The sequence below is a fragment of the Corallococcus sp. CA053C genome (assembly GCF_003611675.1).
Lineage (GTDB): Bacteria > Myxococcota > Myxococcia > Myxococcales > Myxococcaceae > Corallococcus.
The window spans coordinates 1-19,585 of sequence record NZ_RAWA01000166.1 but is presented as its reverse complement, the minus strand read 5'-3'; the positions used below and the strand labels follow the sequence as shown (position 1 = coordinate 19,585).

16 protein-coding genes are annotated in these 19,585 nt (G+C 70.2%); 7 read left to right on the top strand and 9 right to left on the bottom strand.

The window, feature by feature from the left end; translation table 11 throughout:
* Positions 1–577 (top strand): GlsB/YeaQ/YmgE family stress response membrane protein (locus D7V97_RS44745; protein ID WP_158623428.1); only part of this gene is annotated, 577 nt, incomplete at its 5' end.
* On the opposite strand, the gene D7V97_RS21790 is transcribed toward D7V97_RS44745, so the two are convergent.
* Both D7V97_RS21790 and D7V97_RS21785 read right to left on the bottom strand, forming a co-directional pair.
* On the bottom strand, positions 574–2,112 hold the full coding sequence (locus tag D7V97_RS21790; RefSeq protein WP_120612585.1) for an MBL fold metallo-hydrolase: 1,539 nt from the start codon (positions 2,110–2,112) through the stop codon (positions 574–576). The two genes, D7V97_RS44745 and D7V97_RS21790, sit on opposite strands and share 4 nt — an antisense overlap.
* A gap of 15 nt (positions 2,113–2,127) precedes the next feature.
* Entirely contained in the window at positions 2,128–3,420 is a 1,293-nt protein-coding gene (locus D7V97_RS21785; RefSeq protein ID WP_120612583.1) for an HD domain-containing protein, read from the bottom strand.
* Positions 3,421–3,595: 175 nt separating this feature from the next.
* Here D7V97_RS21785 and D7V97_RS21780 point away from each other — a divergent pair, with 175 nt between their 5' ends.
* The 3 genes from D7V97_RS21780 (at position 3,596) to D7V97_RS21770 (ending at position 6,689) form a co-directional block, all read left to right on the top strand.
* Positions 3,596–4,696 (top strand): ATP-grasp domain-containing protein, encoded by a 1,101-nt coding sequence (locus D7V97_RS21780; protein ID WP_120612582.1) that lies wholly within the window; start codon positions 3,596–3,598, stop codon positions 4,694–4,696.
* A complete protein-coding gene (locus D7V97_RS21775) occupies positions 4,587–5,060 on the top strand; it encodes a GNAT family N-acetyltransferase (RefSeq protein ID WP_120612581.1) in 474 nt (157 codons plus the stop codon). Before D7V97_RS21780 ends, D7V97_RS21775 begins: the two co-directional genes overlap by 110 nt.
* A 66-nt stretch (positions 5,061–5,126) precedes the next feature.
* Positions 5,127–6,689: a transglutaminase family protein gene (locus D7V97_RS21770; protein ID WP_120612580.1), complete on the top strand. Its 1,563-nt coding sequence runs from the start codon at positions 5,127–5,129 to the stop codon at positions 6,687–6,689.
* Positions 6,690–6,720: 31 nt separating this feature from the next.
* Here the strand turns inward: D7V97_RS21770 and D7V97_RS21765 are convergent, their stop codons facing one another.
* Positions 6,721–8,808, bottom strand: a complete 2,088-nt coding sequence (locus D7V97_RS21765; RefSeq protein ID WP_120612579.1) for a thioredoxin domain-containing protein — start codon at positions 8,806–8,808, stop codon at positions 6,721–6,723.
* A gap of 96 nt (positions 8,809–8,904) precedes the next feature.
* Here D7V97_RS21765 and D7V97_RS21760 point away from each other — a divergent pair, with 96 nt between their 5' ends.
* Both D7V97_RS21760 and D7V97_RS21755 read left to right on the top strand, forming a co-directional pair.
* A complete protein-coding gene (locus D7V97_RS21760) occupies positions 8,905–10,272 on the top strand; it encodes a glycosyltransferase family 39 protein (protein ID WP_233583050.1) in 1,368 nt (455 codons plus the stop codon).
* Positions 10,273–10,293: 21 nt separating this feature from the next.
* Complete coding sequence (locus tag D7V97_RS21755) at positions 10,294–11,604, top strand: hypothetical protein (RefSeq protein ID WP_147444916.1); 1,311 nt, start codon at positions 10,294–10,296, stop codon at positions 11,602–11,604.
* A gap of 3 nt (positions 11,605–11,607) precedes the next feature.
* Here D7V97_RS21755 and D7V97_RS21750 read toward each other — a convergent pair whose 3' ends face one another.
* The gene (locus D7V97_RS21750) at positions 11,608–12,045 is read right to left on the bottom strand and encodes a helix-turn-helix domain-containing protein (protein ID WP_120612576.1); all 438 of its coding nucleotides are present in this window, start codon (positions 12,043–12,045) and stop codon (positions 11,608–11,610) included.
* A 79-nt stretch (positions 12,046–12,124) separates the two neighbouring features.
* Between D7V97_RS21750 and D7V97_RS21745 the strand changes: the two genes are divergently transcribed.
* Positions 12,125–12,970, top strand: coding sequence for a class I SAM-dependent methyltransferase (locus tag D7V97_RS21745; RefSeq protein WP_120612575.1), 846 nt, complete (start codon positions 12,125–12,127; stop codon positions 12,968–12,970).
* Here the strand turns inward: D7V97_RS21745 and D7V97_RS21740 are convergent.
* From D7V97_RS21740 to D7V97_RS46645, 5 genes are read right to left on the bottom strand one after another with little or no spacing between them, the layout of a single operon-like run.
* Positions 12,951–13,877, bottom strand: a complete 927-nt coding sequence (locus D7V97_RS21740) for a hypothetical protein (protein WP_120612574.1) — start codon at positions 13,875–13,877, stop codon at positions 12,951–12,953. The two genes, D7V97_RS21745 and D7V97_RS21740, sit on opposite strands and share 20 nt — an antisense overlap.
* Entirely contained in the window at positions 13,874–16,573 is a 2,700-nt protein-coding gene (locus D7V97_RS21735; RefSeq protein ID WP_120612573.1) for a PEP/pyruvate-binding domain-containing protein, read from the bottom strand. Before D7V97_RS21735 ends, D7V97_RS21740 begins: the two co-directional genes overlap by 4 nt.
* 12 nt (positions 16,574–16,585) lie before the next feature.
* Entirely contained in the window at positions 16,586–17,557 is a 972-nt protein-coding gene (locus D7V97_RS21730) for an NAD(P)-dependent oxidoreductase (protein ID WP_120612572.1), read from the bottom strand.
* Positions 17,545–18,192, bottom strand: coding sequence for an isoprenylcysteine carboxylmethyltransferase family protein (locus D7V97_RS21725; protein WP_120612571.1), 648 nt, complete (start codon positions 18,190–18,192; stop codon positions 17,545–17,547). Before D7V97_RS21725 ends, D7V97_RS21730 begins: the two co-directional genes overlap by 13 nt.
* Positions 18,189–19,013 carry an AfsA-related hotdog domain-containing protein gene (locus D7V97_RS46645; RefSeq protein ID WP_120612570.1) on the bottom strand — a complete coding sequence of 275 codons (825 nt, stop codon included), beginning with the start codon at positions 19,011–19,013 and terminating at the stop codon, positions 18,189–18,191. Before D7V97_RS46645 ends, D7V97_RS21725 begins: the two co-directional genes overlap by 4 nt.
* Between the last annotated feature and the right edge of the window lie 572 nt (positions 19,014–19,585).

The following is a 19,585-nucleotide window of genomic DNA, read 5'->3' as shown; positions in this document are numbered from 1 at the left end:
GCCCCAAGCCGGGCCGTCCGCCTCCCACCCCGCCGTCACCGCCGGGGCCCTGCCGTCCACGCGGCCGCAACCCGCGAAGGACCCGGTGCCGCGCGTGGGCATGGAGCTGCTGGGCGGTGCAGCGGGCGGCGTCGTGGGCGCCACCGTGCTGGGCTCCTTCGGGTATCTGCTGGGCTCCGCCACGGTGGGGTGTGACGAGTGCCTGGTGGTGGCCGTCGCGGGCACGGCGGCCGGCGCGCTCATCGGCATCCCGGTGGGCACGTATGGCGGCGGTCGGTTCATGAACGGGCGCGGGAGGCTGGGCGCCACGGTGGCCGGGAGCATGGTGGGCTGGGGCGCGACGCTGCTGGGGCTGTCGCTGGCGAACAGCGGCGGCAGTGACGCGCCCGCGGCCGTCAACATCGCGCTCTTCGTCCTGCCGGTGGTGGGCGCGAGCGTGGGCTTCGAGCTGTCCCACGCCAACGCCCTCCAGCAGGAGGCCGCCGCACCGCAGGCCCACACGCCCGGGGTGCGGCTGCTCCCCGTGGCCACGTACAGCGACAAGGGCCCGCGCCTGGCCCTGCTGGGCAGCTTCTAGGCCCCGTCGCCGACCCGGAACCAGGTGAAGGACTCCTCGCGCACGCGGCCCTCCGCCACCAGCTTCTCCAACGTGGCCAGGGCGCTGCGCTCCGCCACCGGGTGCAACAGCGGCGGCGTGTCCGCGTAGGCCGTCGCCACCACCTCCGCCAGCGTGGCGCCCGTGGCGGGCACCGCCTCCAGGATGAGGGCCTCGCGCTGGGCGCGGTGGCGCAGGTACTCATTCAGCTTGCCCGGGCCGTCCGGCACCGGTGAGCCGTGCGCGGGGTACAGCGTGGTGACGGGCCAGTCGCGCAGCCGCTTCAGCTGGGTGAGGTAGTCCACCATGTTGCCCTCGGGCGGGTCGATGACGATGGACCCCACGCTGGCCACCATGTCCCCCACCACCGCCGCCTTGCTGCGGAAGTCCACGAGGCACAGGTGTCCCTGCGCGTGCCCCGGCGTGTGCAGCACGCGCCAGCGCTGCGGCAGCGGGCCGCCCAGCTCCAGCACCTCGCCGTCCTCCAGCAGCCGCTCCGCCTGGAAGTCCAGCCGGTCCGCCGTGCGCGCGTGGCACCAGAGCGGAATGCCCAGCCGCTCCTTCACCGCGAGCGCTCCGCCCACGTGGTCGCCGTGGTGGTGGGTGAGCACCACCGCGACGGGCCGCATCCCTTCCGCCTTCAGGCCCGCCAGGAGCGACAGCAGCTTCGCGTACTGCTTCACGTCGGAGGAGCCCGGATCCACCACCAGCAGGTCGCCCGTGCCCAGCACGTACGCGTTGGTGTGCGTCGCGGGCGGCAGCGTGGGCGTCTCCAGCGGCACCACCCGCACGCCGCGCTGGAACTCGATGCGCTGGGCCACGTAGCCCGGGCAGTAAGGCGGCGTGGACAGCCGGGCGCGCGCGTCCGCTTCGTCCGTGAACTCCGACAGCACCTGCAACGCGTGCTGCGCGGGCGGGTGCAGCAGCGCCGTGCCCTCACTCCAGCGCGTCAGCGCGTCCGCGGGGCGGATCCACGCGCCCTCGGACAGCTCGCCCGGGATGATGCTCGCGCTCGCGCCCTCCGGCAGCTCCACCAGGTAGAAGCGCGTGTCGAAGCGCACCGGCGCCCAGGGCGGGGTGATCCACCGGCCCGCGGGCCGCAGGTCCTCCGCGTGCAGCGAGAGCGTGTGGCCCGCGAGCAACGCACTCCACTTCACCGAGCCCGCGAGCAGCGCCTGCCTTCCCTCCACCAGCGCCTCCGGGGAGAGCGAGCGCGCGCCTTGCGCCACCAGCACGCCGGCCTCCTCGAACAGCTCGCGCGCCGCCGCCGAGCGCAGCGCGGCCTCCTCGCCCTGCGCGCCCTGCACGGGCACGTCCGCGTCGTCGCGGTCCAGCTTCCCGCCCGGGAAGGCGTAGAAGCCGCCAGCGAAGGCGAGCGCCCGTTCGCGCTTCACCCAGAACACCTCCACGCCCACGCCGTCGCGCGCGCGGCGGTAGAGGATGACCACCGAGGAGGCGCGGGGCTCCGCGGGGGTGTGGGACGGCAGGAGACCCATGCCTGGAAGGAGCTCACTCATCTTCTGCACCATCTCTCAGGACTGCGTCGTCTGGCCCAGCAGCCGGCCCATCATCTCACGCGCCCGCTCCGCCTGGTCCGGCCGGACATAGAGCCGCGTCAGTCGCACCGCGCCACTGTAGCGCTGGTACAGCGGCGTGTACCGCGCCACCTCCGTGAGCCGGCCCGTGGACACGTCCAGGATGAACAACCCCGGGTTGCCCCCGGCGGAGCCCACGTACTTGCTGAGCGCTCCCTTGGACTGCACGGTGTAGTGCTCGAAGCCCTCGCTGGTGAGCGCGCTGTTGAGCACCTCCAGGTCGTAGCCCGTGTCGCGCTCGGTGAACTGCGCCAGCAGCTTGAAGCCCTGCCTGCGGCTGATGCGCTCCGCCCAGCGGTTCTTGGAGCGGCGCAGCGTGTACCAGAGCGCCGCGTCGTCGCAGAGGAGGAAGGCTTCGGGGTCCGCGGGGATCTCGAACTCGCCGGGCGTCTCTTCGTAATAGCGGCGCAGCATGTGGTCGAAGTTGACCGACGTGTGGTGCAGGTACACCGACACGAACATGTGGTAGCGGCTGAGCAGGAAGTCCTCGAACGCGAACGCCGCCGCGCGCGACAGGGCCAGCACCGCCTTGCCGTCCTTCACCGCCGGGTTCAGGTTGGAGACGATCCAATCCAGGTCGTACCGGCCGTAGTTCACGCCCGTGTAGAACGAGTCGCGCAACAGGTAGTCCATCCGGTCCGCGTCCAATTCCCCGGAGACGATGGCGCGCAAGAGCGGCGTCCAGTCCACGCCCTTGTAGGTGAAGCCGGGGTCCTTGGGCGGCTTCGCGCCGGAGATGAGCGCCACCGTCGCCATGGGGGTGATGCCGCGCGGGCCGAACTCGCGCTGGATGATCTCCGTGAGCGAGCTGTCCAGGATGAGCTTGGCGGTGAAGTCCTCGTGGTTCGCCTGCTCCCCTTCCGCCACGGAATCCAGCCAGCCGGGCAGCCGCAGCAGCGAACGCCGGGGCGCGATGCGCTCCGACGCGTGCGAGAAGGGCATGTGCCCCAGGTCATGACACAGCACCGCCAGGCGGACGGCCTCGCAGAAATGTTCACGCACATCGTCCGGCAGGTCGGAGCGGCTGGCCACGGCGCCGAAGACGCGCGAGGCGACGAACATGGCGCCCAGGCTGTGGGCGTGCCGGGTGTGGGTGGCGCCGGGGAAGGCCATGTCGCCGAAGCCCAGCTGTCGCACGTAGCGCAGCCGCTGGTAGAAGCGGCTGTCGATGACGGCCTTCTCCGGGTCGCTGACCGGGATGACGCCGTGGATGGGGTCGCGAATCCGCATGTCGTCCTTGCCGGGCTTCTGGAATCCCGGACCTCCTCCGGGCGGTCGCCCACCTTGGAGGTCACCTACCGTACCGCAGACCCTTGCGGGCGGTAGCCCCGTGAGGGGCCGACCAGCCACCATGTCACAGGCTGGGAAGGTCCCTGGGGACGTGCTAACCCTTCGGTCACTCCGAATGCACATCATCCTGCTGCACAATCGTGACCACGACCTGCTGGAAGAAGACCCCGGGAGAGAAGCCCGCGAGGATGTGGTCCGGGTCGCCGAAAGCCTGGCCCACGCGCTGAGTCGGGACGGCGTCAACGCCGAGCCGCTCGCCATCGAAGGGGACCGGCTGGACTTCGTGGAGGCCCTGCGCTTCCTCCAGCCCGACCTCGTGGTGAACCTCTGCGAGTCGCTGGCCGCCGACAGCCGGGGGGAGATGGCCATCCCCTGCCTGCTGGACGCGCTGGGGCTGCCGTACACCGGCTCGTCCGCCCTGTCGCTGGGCCTGGCGCTGCACAAGCCCAAGGCGAAGGAGCTGCTGCGCGCCAACGGCGTCTCCACGCCCGCCTCCTGCGTGGTGCGCCGCCGCGAGGACGCCCTGGCGGTGGACCTGCCCTGGCCCCTCATCGTGAAGCCCGCGCGCGAGGATGCGAGCGTGGGCGTGGACTTCGACTCGGTCGTGACGGAGCGCTCGGCGCTGGTGCGCGCGTGCGAGTCCGTGCTCAAGACCTTCCACCAGCCGGCATTGGTGGAGCAGTTCATTGCCGGGCGCGAGGTGTACGTGCCGCTGCTGGGCAACAACCCGCGACAGCCGCTGCCGCTCTCGGAGATCCACTTCGGCCGCGCGTTCGACAACCGCCCGAACATCGTGTCGTACCGGGCCAAGTGGGAGGCGGAGTCCCCGGAGTGCAGGGACTCGCCCACCGGACCGGCGCGGCTCGACGCAGTGCAGGAAGCCCGTTGCGTCCAGACGGCGCTGGAAGCATTTGCAGCGCTGGACTGCCAGGACTATGGACGCGTGGACCTTCGGGTGTCGCCCGAAGGTGTGCCGTACGTCATCGACATCAACCCCAACTGCGACCTTCACCCGGGCGCTGGGTTCGCGAAGGCGGCGCTTGCCGCTGGGATGGACTACGCGACCCTGGCGTCACGACTCGTGGAGGTCGCTCTCGAAAGAGCCCATGGAAATCCGCACACTCGAAAGAAAGGACCGGGAACCGCTCGCCGCGCTGATCCGGCGAATCGAAACCTTCTCGCAGGAGGAGCAGGACTGCGCCATCGAGCTGGTTGACACCGCGCTCACCGCGGGCAACCGGGACTACTCCATCCTCGTGGCGGACCGCGGGCCTGAAGGCGGCCTCGTGGGCTACGTGTGCTACGGCCCCACGCCGATGACGGAGCACACGCACGACCTGTACTGGATCGCCTCCGCGCCGGAAGTGCGCGGTCAGGGCGTGGGCGCCGCGCTGGTGTCCGCGATGGAGGGCGACCTGCGCCGCCGTCGTGGGCGGCTGGTGCGCGTGGAGACGAGCGCCACGGAGGCCTACGGCCCCACGCGCGGCTTCTACGCGTCCATGAAGTACGGTGAGGAGGCGCGCCTGCGGGATTTCTACAAGGTGGGCGACGACCTCATCATCCTGACCAAGCGCCTGTAGTCCGCGGCATGCCGTCACACCCCTGGGCGTGAAGCCGCCGCCCGGGTCCCCGTCAGGAGGGGGCAGATGCTTTCCACGAACCGACCGATGCGACGCACCCGTCTGGGACTGTTGAGCCTGCTCGCCCTGCTGACGGGGGCACCCGCCCCCGCCTGGGCCCAGGCGCCCTCCGCCTCCGCGCTGAAGTCCCAGGCGAAGGCGGCCGCCGAGAAGGCCCAGGCGAAGACGAAGGCCCCCGCGCCCCAGGCGCAGGAGCTCTCCGACGCGCTGAAGGCCCCGCGCCCCAAGGGCGGCGAGTACTTTGGCCTGTACCTGATGGACAAGAAGGTGGGCTGGTTCTTCACCGACCTGACGGCGCTGCCGGGCGGGAAGGCCCAGAGCATCAACGAGCTCACCTTCAAGGCGCAGGTGGGCACGCGGGTGTCCGAGCGCGTGCACCGCGAGGTGCGCGTCTACGAAGCGAAGCCGGGCGGCCGCCTGCTGTCCTTCACCGTCACCCAGCGCGGGGACGGCGGGGACCAGGAGCTGGTGGGCACGGCGACGGCGGAGGGTTTCCGCGTGGTGCGCAAGCGCCCGGGTCAGCCGGACGAGGTGCTCAAGCCGCTGCCCGCGCCGAAGGAGACGGTGGAGGACGCGGATCAGGCGCGCGTGGCGCTCTTGCGCGGGCAGAAGGTGGAGGGCGTGCCGCTGGACGGCACCGACCTGGAGGGCTACCGCACCGTCACCACGCTGGAGGCGCCGGAGGAGCAGGTGCTGGGCGGCGTGAAGGTGAAGCTGTCGCGGGTGAGCACGCTGTCGGACAAGGAGAAGGTGCCGGTGGCGGCCTTCCTGACGACGGACGGGAAGATGGTGCGGGTGGACTTCGGCCAGACGATGCAGGCGCGGGCCGAGTCGGAGACGGTGGCGAAGCGGATGGACCTGGTGGAGGTGTTCGGCCTCACGCGCGTGGTGCTGCCGAAGCCGTTGCCCGCGAAGGCGCGCGAGGTGCCCGGCCAGGTGAAGCTGGTGATGAAGAACCTGCCGGCGAAGTTCCAGCAGGACACGTACCGGCAGAAGTACAAGGCGCTGCCGGACGGCCGCGTGGAGGTGACGCTGATGGCGGCGCCGCCCTCACCCCGGGGCCGCAAGCCGCGGCCGGTGGCGGACCCCGACGGCGGGGAGAACCTCAAGTCCACGCTCGCGGTGGAGTCCGAAGCGCCGGCCATCCTCGCGCAGGCGAAGAGCATCATCCGCGAGGAGAAGGACGCGTACACGGCGGCGCGGATGCTGTCCGCGTGGGTGTACAGCAACCTGCAGAAGGACTACGGCGCCAGCGCGGACCGGGCCACGGACGTGCTGCGCCAGAAGAAGGGCGACTGCACGGAGCACTCGCTGCTCACGGTGGCGATGCTGCGCGCGTCCGGCATCCCCGCGCGCCGCGTGGACGGCGTCATCTACATGGTGAACTCCGACGGCGTGCCCGCGCTGTACTGGCACGAGTGGGTGGAGGCGTACGTGGGCGAGTGGACCCAGTTGGACCCGACCTTCAACCAGCCCGTCGCGGACGCCACCCACTTCGCCGTGGGCTACGAGGGGAACGCGGAGATCACGCCCCTCATCGGTGCGCTCCAGGTCACGGACGTGAAGTAGTTCCCGGCTCTGGAGGCAGCTCCCGGGCCTGTCAGTGGCCCGGGGCCGCCACCAGTCGCTCCGCGAGCGTGGCCGCGTCGGTGATGGGCCGCTCGCAGACGAAGCCTCGGCAGAGGTACGCCGCGCCCTGCCCTTCCACCGGGTCGCGTCCCTCGAAGAGCTCCTGGAGGCGCGCGGGCGGAGGGGTGCCCGGGTCGTTCCACCCGAAGGAGAACACGGGCGCGTAGGTGCGGTTCGCGGCGGCCAGCAGCGGAGCCACGGCCTCGCGGGTGCCCGCGAAGGTGACGCCGGACGCGCCATCCAGCAGGGAATCCGCCGCGAGCGCCAGGTGCCCATAGCCCAGCGGGTTGCGCACGAGCTGATCATGCAGCTTGGCGACGTAGTGCTCCGGGTGATCCAGGTGGGCCACGTCGCCGGTGAGGGCCGCGAGCGCCACCTGCGCCTCGGTCAGCGTGGAGGCGCCGGACGGGAAGGCGTTGTCGAAGAGAGAGAAAGCGGCCACCACCAGGTCCTTCTGTCCACGGGGCGCGGACAGGTACGCCTGCTTCTCCTCGTCCCAGAAGAGGGCCACCGCGCGGTGCGCGAGCGCGTCCGCGGCGTCCAGGTACTTCGCGTCGAAGGTCGCCTGGTAGAGCGCGGTGAGCCCCGAGGCGAGGTCGCCGTAGTCCTCCAGGAAGCCGTCGATGCGGCCCTGGCCGTCCTGGTGCGAGCGCAACAGCCGCGTCCCGTCCCACATATTCGCGAGCACGAAGTCCGCCGCACGCGCCGCGAGCTTCGCCCAGTCCGGCCGGTCGAAGACGCGCGAGGCGAGCGCGAGGCCGCGGATCATCAGCCCGTTCCAGCCCGCGAGGATCTTGTCGTCCCGGCCCGGCTTCACCCGCTGCTCGCGCGCGGCGAAGAGGAGGCGGCGCGCGGCGTCCAGCTCCTCTTGCACGGCCTCCACGGGCCGGCCCTGTTCAGTGGCGAGCGTGGCCACGGGGACGACGACCTCCAGCACGGTGGCGCCGTGCTCGAAGTTGCCCTGGGGGGTGATGCCGAAGTGGCGCAGCACGGTCTCCGCCTGCCCTGGGGACAGCGCCGCGCGGATCTCTTCCGGGCGCCAGACGAAGAACTTCCCCTCCTCGCCTTCGCTGTCCGCGTCCTGCGTGGCGTAGAAGCCGCCGGCCGGGTCGGTCATCTCACGACGTACGTATTCGACGGTCTCTTCCACCACTTTGCGCCACAGGGGGCGCGACTCCACCTGCTCCGCTTCCGCGTACAGGTGCAGGAGCTGGGCGTTGTCGTAGAGCATCTTCTCGAAGTGCGGCACCAGCCAGCGCTCGTCCACCGAGTAGCGGTGGAAGCCCCCGCCCAGCTGGTCGTAGAGGCCGCCCAGCGCCATGCGCTCCAGCGTGCGGAACACGGCGGCCTTCAGGGGTTCCCCGCCGCCGCGACGCCACGCGCGCAGGAGCAGCGCCACGTTCATCGGGTTGGGGAACTTGGGGGCGCCGCCGAAGCCGCCGTGCACCGGATCCATGCGCTTCGCCATCGCATGGCCCATGGCCACGATGTCCTCCGCGGACAGGTGGCCGGGGGCGGCGTCCAGGCCGTGCGTGGAGAGCTCACCCAGGCCTTCTTGGAAGCGCTGGGCCTGGTCCTCGATTTCGCCGGGCTTGTTGAGCCACGCGTCGCGCAGCGCGGTGAGCAGGCGGGGGAAGCCGGGCCGGCCGTAGCGGTCCTCGGGGGGGAAGTAGGTGCCGCCGTAGAAGGGGCGCAGGTCGGGGGTGAGGAACACGGTGAGGGGCCAGCCACCGCCCTGCCCCATGAGCTGCACGACGCCCTGGTAGATTTGATCCAGGTCGGGGCGCTCCTCGCGGTCGACCTTGATGTTGATGAAGCCCTCGTTCATCAGGCGCGCGATGTCGGGGGACTCGAAGGACTCGTGGGCCATGACGTGGCACCAGTGGCACGCGGAGTAGCCCACGGAGAGCAGGATGGGCTTCTTCTCCGCGCGAGCGCGGGCCAGGGCCTCTTCGCCCCACGGGTACCAGTCCACGGGGTTCGTGGCGTGCTGGCGCAGGTAGGGCGACGGCTCCCGGGCCAGACGGTTGGTGGGGCCCGCGGGGGTATCATTGGCCATGCGCCTCACATTGTGAGCCAGCGTGCCTGCTCGCAAGCCGAAATGGTCTCACTCGCCGCTGGCCAACAGCCTTCGGGTGCGCTTTGTCCAGGGAGCGTGCGTGCATCCGCCCACTCCAGCCCCGGCCCGGGAATGAAGGCGTGCATCGTCCTGGTGGCGGTGGGGGTGGCCGTCCGACTCGCGCTCGCGCTGGGCACGGACGTCTACTTCGACGAGGCCTATTACTGGCAATGGGCGCGGCACCCCGCCTGGGGGTACTTCGACCATCCCCCGATGGTGGCGTGGCTCATCTCCGCGCTGGGCCTCCGGGGCGCCGCGCTGCTGTGCGGCCTGGGGACGGGCGTGGCGGTGTGGGGGCTCGCCAGGGACGTGCACGGCACGCGCGAGGCGGCCTGGCGCGCGGCGGCCCTGTGGAGCGCGGTGCCGGTGGGCATCGTCGCCGGAGTCTGGGCCACGCCTGACGCGCCGATGCTGCTGTTCTGGGCGCTGGGGCTGTGGGCGCTCTACCGCGAGAAGTGGGTGCTGGCGGGACTGACGTGCGGGCTCGCGCTGCTGTCGAAGTATCCGTCGGTGCTGCTGGGGCTCGCGTTCATGCTCGCGGCGCTGCGGGCGCGGAGGCTGCCGGCGGGAGCGTGGCTCACGGCGGGACTGGCGCTGCTGTGCTTCCTGCCGGTGGTGCTGTGGAACGCGAGCCATGACTGGGTGGGGTTCGCGTTCCAGTTGAACCACGGCCTGGGCGGACGCGGCGGGTGGGCGACGTTCGGGGAGTACCTGGCGGGACAGTTGGCCCTGGGTGGGCCGGTGCTCTTTCCCCTGGCGCTGGTGTACGCGGTGCGCGGGCCACGCGAGCAGTTCCTGTTGCGCATGGCGACGGTGGTGCCGCTGGTGTTCTTCGGCTACGCGGCGGCGCGGACGCGGGGTGAGGCCAACTGGCCGGCGGCGGCGTACCTCGCGGCGTGCGTCGGGGTCGCGGGCATGCGGCCGGCGTGGCAGCGGGCGGCGGCGTGGAGTGGGATGGCGGTGTCGCTCGCGGTGACGTCGCACCTGCTCTTCCCGGTGCTGACGTTCGAGCGGGACGTGTTGCTGTCACGGACGCACGGCTGGAGTCCGCTGGAGAAGCTGGCGACGCCGGAGTTGCTCTTCCCCGACATGAAGCCGGGCCGCACGGTGGTGTACGCCCCCTCGTACCAGTTGGCCTCGCAGGTGGCGTACGCGGCGGGCGTGGAGACGGACACGGTGGGCCCGGCCCGGCGCAAGAGCCAGTACGACGTGTGGCCTCCGCTGGAAGTGCAGCCCGGGCAGGACGTGCTGTGGTGTTCGGAGAACGGCGTGGAGCCCCCGGAGGAACTGGTCCAGCGCTCCGGTTTGGTGGAGGGCCCGGTGGAGCTCGCGGTCGACTTCCGCGGACGGCGCATGCACACGTTCACGGTGTGGCGGCTGGGTGGCTTTGAGGGTGCCAGGTGAAGTCCCTATCCTCCCGGCACGATGGCTGAACGTCCCCGCCCCCCGCTGGCATCTTCGTCGCCGCTAGAGACCGACCCCGAGCGCCAGCTCGAGGGCCGCGCGCAGGTCATCGCCGCGGCCCTGGGCCCTCATGCGGAGTTGGAGACGCTGCTGAGCAGTCACCGGTGGCACCGTCGACTTCAACGGCGGCCGGAGTTGATCCAGACGCTCGTGGGGCACGCTGACCTGCTGCCGGAGGCGCTGGAGCGCGTGAGTCGCCGCGCGGTGGCGGAGGGCTGGACCGAAGACACCGCCATCTGGAAAGACACCCGCGAGCTGGTGGCACGGCGAGCGCGGCTCACGGGGCTCGCTCTTCGCAGGCTGGACGCACTGGCGGTGGCGCCTCCGGAGCTGTCCCTGGAGGAGACACTGACGCGGCTGGATGCGCTGGTGCGTGAGCCCGTTCGCAGGAAGCTGGCTCCAGGAGAGGTCGTTGTCTTCGAGACCAATACCCGCAGGCACTCGGATCGAAGCTCCACGAAAAAGTCCGACATCGAGGTGCCTCTTCGCTACTTGCTGGGGGTGGCGCTGGGCATCCTGCTGACGTTGCCGCTCCTGTTCGTCGCGCCTCCCGCGCTTGAGCGGGTGGCGGCGTTCCTCGTCCTGGGCGTCGGGATGGCGTGCTGGTGGGTGCCGTTGCTGCGTTCGGGTCGGCTGCTGCTCACGAGCGAGCGTCTTCTCTGGCTTCCGCACCTGGGCGAACCCCAGTCCGTGCGGCTGGCGTCCATTCCGGATGATGGCGTCCAACTCGACCGGTCCCGTCTCGACGTGCGCGTGGAGGGAGATCGACGGCTGCACGCGCGCCTGGTCCCGGAGGCCTGGAGGGTGATGCTCTTGCTGGAGCTGCACCGTCAGCCGCCGCTGCTCGGAGCAGCCCGAGCGGGGGTGCAGGTCGAGAACGCCGTGGTCTTCGCGGCGAAGCTGGGAAAGCGCGAGGGCTGTGCAGTGCTGCGCCCCGGGGGCGTGTCCTTCATTCCCGACGGCCAGGAGCGTCAGGCCCTGCTGGCGCTCACGGGCAAGGCTCCGTCACTGCCGCGGTTCGACCTGGAACGGGTGCTGGACACCCTGCGCTGGCTGCCAGCGTCAGAGTTTGACGCGTGTGTCGCGCGCGTGGTGGCCGCCACCGGAGGACTGTTCCGGTCCGCGGAAGAGGCTCGCCATGTCCCGGGTCCGCCCGCTTGGATGTGGCTTCGCATCCAGATGGGTTCCCAGATGCTGCTTGGCCGGGTGGCCCTGGCACAGGCAGCGGCCGCCAAGGCCGTCCTGAAGACCTGGCCCCAGGCCGCGGAGTAGAGTTCAGCGTCTCGGCGGCTGCGGAGCCTTCTTCGTTCGCTCGCTCATTGCTCCTGACGCGGCGGCCCTCATGAGGCGGCGGAACGTGGGGCATTCCATGTGGCTCGGCGCGGGACAGGCAGCAGCATGCCTCAAGCCGTCGCGCATGGCGGTGAGCTTGAGGAGCGTCCTGTCCAGCTCCTCCGCCTTGGCCGCGAGCATCTTTCGGTCGATGCGCGGTCGTCCATCCGACGCGAACATCCGCGCGATCTCGTCGAGCGAAAAGCCTGCGTCGCGCCCCAACGCGACCAGTGCCAATCGTTCCAGCACGTCCGCATCGAACAGACGGCGCAGCCCCCTCCTCCCGATGGAGGTGATCAGCCCCTTCTCCTCGTAGAACCGCAGCGTCGAGGCAGGAACGCCGGACCGCTTCGCCACCTCCGTGATGTCCAGGTCTCCCATGCGCTTGACCTCAAGTTGACTTGAAGTGGCACAGTGCAATCTCCACTTCACGAAGGCAAGCCAGCAGGAGGAGACGAACATGGATGCCACGCCCCCGAACGAGGACGAACAGACGAAGCTTTGGAACGGACGCGCCGGACGCGCCTGGGTCGACGCACAGGAAGTGCTCGATGGGATGTTCAAACCGTTCGAGGACCTGCTCGTCGCAGCGGTCTCCGCCGAGTCCGGAGGTCGGGTGCTCGACGTCGGCTGCGGTACGGGCAGCACCTTGCTCGCCGTCGCGCGGCGGCTGGGAGCGAAGGGCCACTGCCTCGGCATCGACATCTCGGAGCCGATGCTCGCCTTGGCCCGGGTCCGCGCTGAACGGGAAGGCACGACGGCAAGCTTCATCCGCGCCAACGCGCAGAACCACGCGTTCGAGCCCGCGAGCTTCGACCTGATCATCTCGCGCTTCGGCGTGATGTTCTTCGACGACCCGGTCCGGGCTTTCGAGAACCTGCGGCGTGCCGCGAGGCACGACGCCGAGCTCCGGTTCATCGCCTGGCGGAGTGCCGCGGACAATCCGTTCATGACGACCGCCGAACGTGCCGCGGCACCGCTCCTGCCGAACCTCCCCGTTCGCAAGCCGGGGGGACCGGGGCAGTTCGCCTTCGCGGACCGGAATCGGGGCTCCTCCATCCTGGAAGAGAGCGGCTGGGCTGAGATTGAGCTCCAGCCCATCGATGTCGCCTGCACCCTCCCCGAGAAGGAGCTACTCGGTTACGTGACCCGGCTCGGTCCCGTCGGCCTGCTCCTACAAGAGGCGGACGACCAGACCCGCACGCAGGTCATCGAAACGGTCCGCGCTGCCTTTGCCCCCTATGTGCACGGAGCGGAAGTCCGCTTCACCGCTGCCTGCTGGCAGGTCACCGCCCGAGCCAGGTAGTCCGCGCAGCTTCAGCGACGCTGTGGCCCAGCATGGCAAGGAGGAACGAGAAGTAGCTCATAGCCGCCAGCCGCCCCGAGCGGCTTCGTGGGCTCCGGGTCTTGAAGAACAGGACCAGGTTGAGGACTCCCAACACCACGGGCAGCAGGAAGAACCACGCCGTTGCCTGTGACAGGGTTTCCGCCCGCCACGGGCGCGTGAGGCCCAAGTAGAGCCCCGCCGCGCCTGCGACCATGGCGAACGCGATGAGGCTGCTCGCCACGGACCCCACCTCGTCGGAGTACAGCTTCACTCCAGGCTTCGTCGTCCCGGGCCACGCGGTCTTCCGCATCACCTCCCAGTGCAGGTACAGGAACATCAGGCCCAGCACGGCGATCAGCCCCGCCGGGTTCAATGGCCGACCCGTGCGCTCCGCATGCGCCACCCAGACGTAGAGGCCATGGCCTACGTGCAACAGGATGGCGATGCCGATCATCAAGAACATGCTCCGCTGGTACGCGGCGCTGTGCTTCTCCAGCCACCAGAGCAACAGGCTGTGCCCCATGATGCCGAGCAGGATGAGCGCTCTCACCCACGACACCGCCAGGTTCGTCCCGAGCAGGAGGACGGCGCACACGGAGAGCGCGACGTAGAGGTCCTGGAAGCTGACGTCTCCTTTCGCCAGTCCCCGGTCCGGGTTGTGGATCCGGTCGTAGTCGTAGTCGCGCAGCTCATCCACGATGCGCATGAAGTAGCCCACGCCGAAGATGCTCAGCGCCACGTGCAGCAGGTCCAGCGACAGCTTCAGTCCCTGCCCGTCCAGCACCTGGAACATCCCGTCCAGGCTCACGCCCCAGAGCGAGATGACGACCAGGTAGAACAGCGGCGGATAGCGCTGCACGGAGAAGCGCACCACGGCCCGGATCATGGCTCCCCCAGCAGGGTGACGATGCCCGTGGAGCCATCCACCCGGACCCTGGCGCCATCCGGGATCCGCGTCGTCGCGTGCGCCACGCCCACCACCGTGGGGATGCCGAACTTCCGGCCCGCGATGGCCGTGTGCGACAGCATGCTGCCTCGCTCCACCACGATGCCGCCCGAAGCCAGCATCAGGAACAGCCAGCCGGGATCCGTCTCCTTCGCGATGAGGATGTCCTGCTTGCCCAGTGAACCCACCGCGCCGGGATCCGTCACGACGCGCGCGAAGCCCTCGACGACTCCCGCGCTCGACCCCAGGCCCTTGAGCAACGAGGCGTCGTCGCTCGCCACCTCCACGGCCCTCGGCACGCCATCCGCCACGCTGCCCACGGTGGTGAAGTCCCTCGGCGGCTGGCGCTCCTGGTTGTCCTGCTGCTCCCGCCGTCGCAGCCGTGCGAGCTCGCCCAGGTTCCGGGTCACGCTGCGGCCCTCGAAGTGGTCCATCACCTCCTTCATCGTGAGGTAATGCACGTCCAGCGGCGCATCGATCGCGCCCCGCTCCGCCATGCGCTGGCCGAGCGCAGCGAACACCTGCCGGCTGAACCCGAAGAGCTGGCCACGCCAGAACCGGCTGTCCTCGCGCAGGCCAATCACCCGGCGCAGGCGCTCCAGGATCTGCTCAAGCGCCAGCTTCCGCAGCGGGTGTCCCTGGAGGAGCGTGGCCAACTGCGCCTCCGCCTCCTTGCGCCGTTCCAGGTCGGAGGCCCTCAGCTCCACCCGCGTGACGGACGTGCGCGCGTAGGACTGGACGACGCGCACCAGCTCCCAGGGCGTGTCCCGCAGGCTCGGGCGCTCCACGTTCAGCTCCTGCACGCCCCGGTCGCCGTACTCACCCAGGTGTTCGCGGAACGCCCGCGCGAATGTGGGGGCGACCTCACCGGCGGCGAGCTTCCGCCACACCTCCTCCGCTTCCTCTTCCGCGAAGAGCTTCGACAGCGCCACGTCCGCGCGCACGGTCTCCGCGAGCGCCACCGCGGAGAGGAGCGCGTGCGTGCTCGCGTCCGGCCGGGCTCCGCACAGCAGTCCCACGAGCAGCGCGCTGGGATCCTCGCGGGTCCACGCTCGGAGCATCCGGCTCGCCAGCCCGTAGTACGAGTTGATGTACCAGTGGTTGATCAGCGTCAGCCCCCACCAGTTCCCCACTCCGGTCCAGATGTTCCGGAAGTGGTGGATGAGGACCAGCGGATCCTCCCTCGCCGGGGACAGGGCTCGCACCTCCGCGAGCGTCTTCTTCCACCACGACTCAAACGCGTCGAAGTCCCGCTGGAACGTCGCGGTCACTTTCAGAGCTCCCGCGACAGAACGGCCCAGCGCGAACGCATAGCTCGCGGTGCTGGGGAAGCTGTCGCGGTGGCCGGGCAGCCGGATGAACAGCGAGGCGTCCAGTTGGAGCACGTGCTCCAGGTCCCGCATCGAGGTGAGCGCGACGAACGGGTTGATGCCGTTGACGTGCATCAGGTTCGACAGCGAGTGGTAGACGCGCCCGTCGATGAACCCCAGCATGTTCTGGAACGCGGGCGTCTGGTCATGCAGGGCCCGCGCGTCCGCGCCCCACATGCGGCGCACGCAGTCGTAGAAGATGACCTCGTAGAAGTGGCTCGCGAGCGAGTACGTCAGCGGCGTCGTAACGCCCGGGAAGCTCTCCGACACATTCGCGCAGCTCCACACGCGGATCTTCCGGAAGTCGAACGCGATGGGCCGCGATTGCAGCACATGCAGCGTCCCGTCCTCGGTGAAGGTGCCCTCGATGTCCTGGGGCACGCCGAACGTGCGCTCGATGTCCTGCCCCAACGTGGCCAGCCGGCCCAGCTCCGCGTCCGTGAGGCAGGGCGCGTCCCGCAGGGGCTCCGGCACGGGCCGACTGAGCAGCTCGCCTCCGGGCACCGGGTTCTCACACAGCATCTCCGCCTTGTGTCCCAGCTCCCGGTCGATGTGCCCCGTCTGCGGATGGATGAAGTAGTGGTCCACGCCCACCTTCTCCTGGACGACGCCCTCTCCAATCCCATGCCCTGCCACCACGAGCGTCTTGCGCTCGGTCGTCTTCGGGTCGCACGTGAAGAGCACGAACGAACGGCGCCCCGGAATCATCCGCTGGACGCCCACCGCCACCGTGAGCCCCTGCACGTCGCGCCCCTGCGACAGCCGGTAGATGAGCCCCTCCGGCGTGTACCCCGAGGCCCAGCAACGACGGATCCGCTCCAGCAGCGAGTCACGCCGCACGTAGAGGAACGTGGAGCTCACCCCGGCGAACGGATCCGTCTCCGAGTCCTCGCTCTCCCCCAGCACTCGGGCCACGACGGAGGCGCGCACCGCCACCATCGCTTCAGCTCCGAAGGTCCGGTCGAACGCGTCCAGGATGGACACCTCCACTCCGGCCGGGAGCGGGACCTCCACGAAGAGCCGCTCAAGCTCCTCGGCGACGCGGCGGATGTCCTGCTGGGACGTGCGGTCCACCGTGGACGTGAGTTGCTCGATGGCGGGGACGAGGGGCCGCGCCACCTCCTGGAACATCGTGGTGGTGAGACAGAAGAACTCCGGAACCGGGAAGCCCTCCCGCGCCAGGTGCTGCTGGCGCGCGAACTTCTGGCCGACGTGGCGCGGATCTCCGGCCTCGGTCATGGAGACAAGGGGAAGGGGGGCAGTCATGGCTTGGGGCTTTCAGGAACGAAAGGCATTGAGCGCGCCGCGCAGGGCGTCCACCGGAGACCGCGACACCAGGTCCTCCAGGCCGGGCACCGCCGCGAGCCGCGTGACATCCAGACACTGTGACCGGGTCAGCAACTCCAGACGTTCGGCCACCGCCCGGGCACGCTTGCTGGAGTCTTCCCGCAGGCCGTGCAGGAGCCAGTCGGGGACGGAGACCTTCACGGTCGGATCCGGCAGGCCGAGCCCCTGCGCCAGCGTGCCCAGGAACTCCGAGCGCGCGAGCCGCTGCGCATAGCCGACGTTGAACGCCTGCTGTTCGGGACGCGGCGTCTCCACCATCCGTCGCGCGAGCCTCCAGAGGATGCTGCCCAGGTCATCCACGTCGATGAACGAGAACGCCACCGCGTCGTCACCGGCCTGCACGCCCCGCTTCACGAGCTTCACCATCGCGGGCAGGACGAATCGGTCCCCGCGCCCGAGGAGGAAGCGCGGCCGGAGCAGCGCCGCGTGGAGGCCCCGCTGGACGGCGTGCTCCATGACGAGGGCCTCGGCCGCCACGCGCGAGCGGGCCAGCGCGGTGTGGGGCCGCAGGGGATGGTCCTCCGTCACGCCCTCGTGGGGCCCCAGGCCGTAGACGGACATGGAGCTGCCGTAGAGGACACCCCGGCAGTCTCCCGTGAGCCGCTCCAGGAGCAGCCGCGTTCCTTCCACGTTGGTCCGCTCGAAGCCCGTGCCGTCCGAGTCCCGCTGCTTCGTCGCGAGGTGCAGGACGACATACGGGTACGAAGGGAACAGCGCGTCGGGGAGGCTGTGCAGGTCTCCCTGCACGACGTGGACACCGTCACCCCAATCACGTCCATCAGGCGTGCGCACCAGCGCGTGCACGGGATGCGTGCCGCGATGCCGCAGGAACGCCTGTCCCAGCATGCTGGTCGCGCCGAGCAGCACGACCCCGAAGCCACCGGGCGTATTTACCAGAGCCATGGAACCAATCGCTTTCGGCTCGCCGCGTACTCGGCGTAGCCCGGGAAGGAGCCCAGCAGCAGCCGCTCTTCGTGGCGGATGCGCAGGAGGACGGCCGGGATGAAGAGCAACGCGAACACCGCGATGCCCGCCACGGCCGGGAAGACGAGCAGGTAGCCCACGTGCGCCAGCAACATGCCGGTGTAGGCCGGGTGCCGGAGCCTGCGGTAGACGCCGCCCGTGACGAGCAGGCTCGCGTCCGGCAGCCGCACCCGGTGCGAGTACGCCCGCCCCAACGTGCGGATGGCCGTGAGCCGCAGCGACACACCGCTGATGAAACACAGCAAGCCCACCGCGCGCGGCACGGGCCCCATCTCCAGCGTGGGGAACGCCACCGCGAGCAGGAGGGTCGCCAGGCGCCCTATCGCATAGAGCTCGAGCGTGGCGCTGTCGCGCTCCGCCGTGGGCTTGCGGGTCTCCCGCAGCGTCACCCGGCTCTCCAACAGCATCCACGCCAGGTACGCGCCCAGCATCACGGCGGCGATGGGCCGGCTCTCCTCCGGCGTGCGCAGGACCTGCCGGAGGCCGAGCGGGATGAGCAATCCCACCCCCGTCACCAGCAGCAGCGTGGGCATCCACCGATGCAGGTGCTTCATGACGCCGCCTTCGCGCTGTGCGCGCCCAGGAGCCCCGAGAAGCAGCAGATGTCCTGCTGCCAGCCCTGCACGGCGATCCACATGCGACCGCGGCGTCCGACGCTCCGCACCGGCTCCGCCCACTCCGGGAGCCGGAAGCTCACGAAGGTGCGGATGATCACCGGCACGTCGTTGCGCACGAAGTGGCGGAACTCCAGCGACAGGCGCGTCATGATGAGCGCCCAGTCCCGCGGCAGCCCCACGGCGTGGATGGTCGCGATGCTCGCCTGCCGCGCCAACTCCGTGAGGAGCATCCCCTGCACGTGCTCGGAGGGATGATCGAAGTGGAACTCCGGGGACTCGGTCACCGCGTTGAACTGCTGGAGCGCTCCCACCCGGCAGGCATTGGCCAGCAGCACGTTCGCGGGGTCTCGCTTGTGCACGAGCCCCGCGTCGATGCGCTCCAGCGGCCGGGACTGCTCCTCCTCGCTGAAGGCCTGTCGCCCTTCGGAGACGGCATTGCGGACGGGCACCCGGGCCAGCAGCTCGGAGATGTTCTCCGGCGGGTCCTTGCGCCAGGGGCCGCCCACGCGCACGCCCAGGGGCGTGGCGTCCGCCCACTCCGCCAGCTCCCTGAATTCAGCGGCGCGCGTGCCCAGGTAGAGGCCGCAGTGCTCCTGGAGGACGGCGGCCAGGAACTCCGCCTCCTCCACGTCCTTCACCGGGATGAGGCACGGGTGCTCGACTTCCGGGAGGAGGGACTCCGGCACGAGCAGGAATGCGACAGCCTCCGGCGACTCCACGCGCACGCGGCGCTCGGGCTGGCTGGAACCAGGTTCCATGTCTGTCTTTCTCCAACTGAGGGGGAAAGACAGTCTATGAACCGTGATGTTTCAATACGAGGACCGGGCAAGGCCCGCCACTCCGCGCCCAAAGCCTGACTCGGCACATGGGCGGAAGCGATACATCCAAAGCTACCCGCGCATCACCGGCTCGCAGCGGACCCGCACCTCCGCCACGCGCACGGGGTCGGTCCGCGTGAGGATGCCATCGGTCGGATCGCATCCCTTCAACCTCGAAGGGTCCGCGGAGCTGAAGCTGTCGCAGGGTGGACTTCGTCTCGTACCCGAAGACGCACGACGCCCTTCATCCCGCGAGCGCTCCCGGCGGAGGCGCGGGCGGGACCTCCGGCAGCCCCACGGCGAGCCCTCCCGGGGTGGCACGGTCGGTGGTGAACACATGACAGGGGTGGGACACAGGCCTGATGCGACAGGTGGCGAACAGTCAGGCGTGCCCCCGGTTGTGGATCAACGGCGCCGTGATGACGGTCCGGCCACTCCGCGAGTGCGGGCGCGGAGCCTTCGGGGCTCCCGGGCTCGCGGTCGCAAAGCAGTGCGTGGGACGGGCGTTGGGC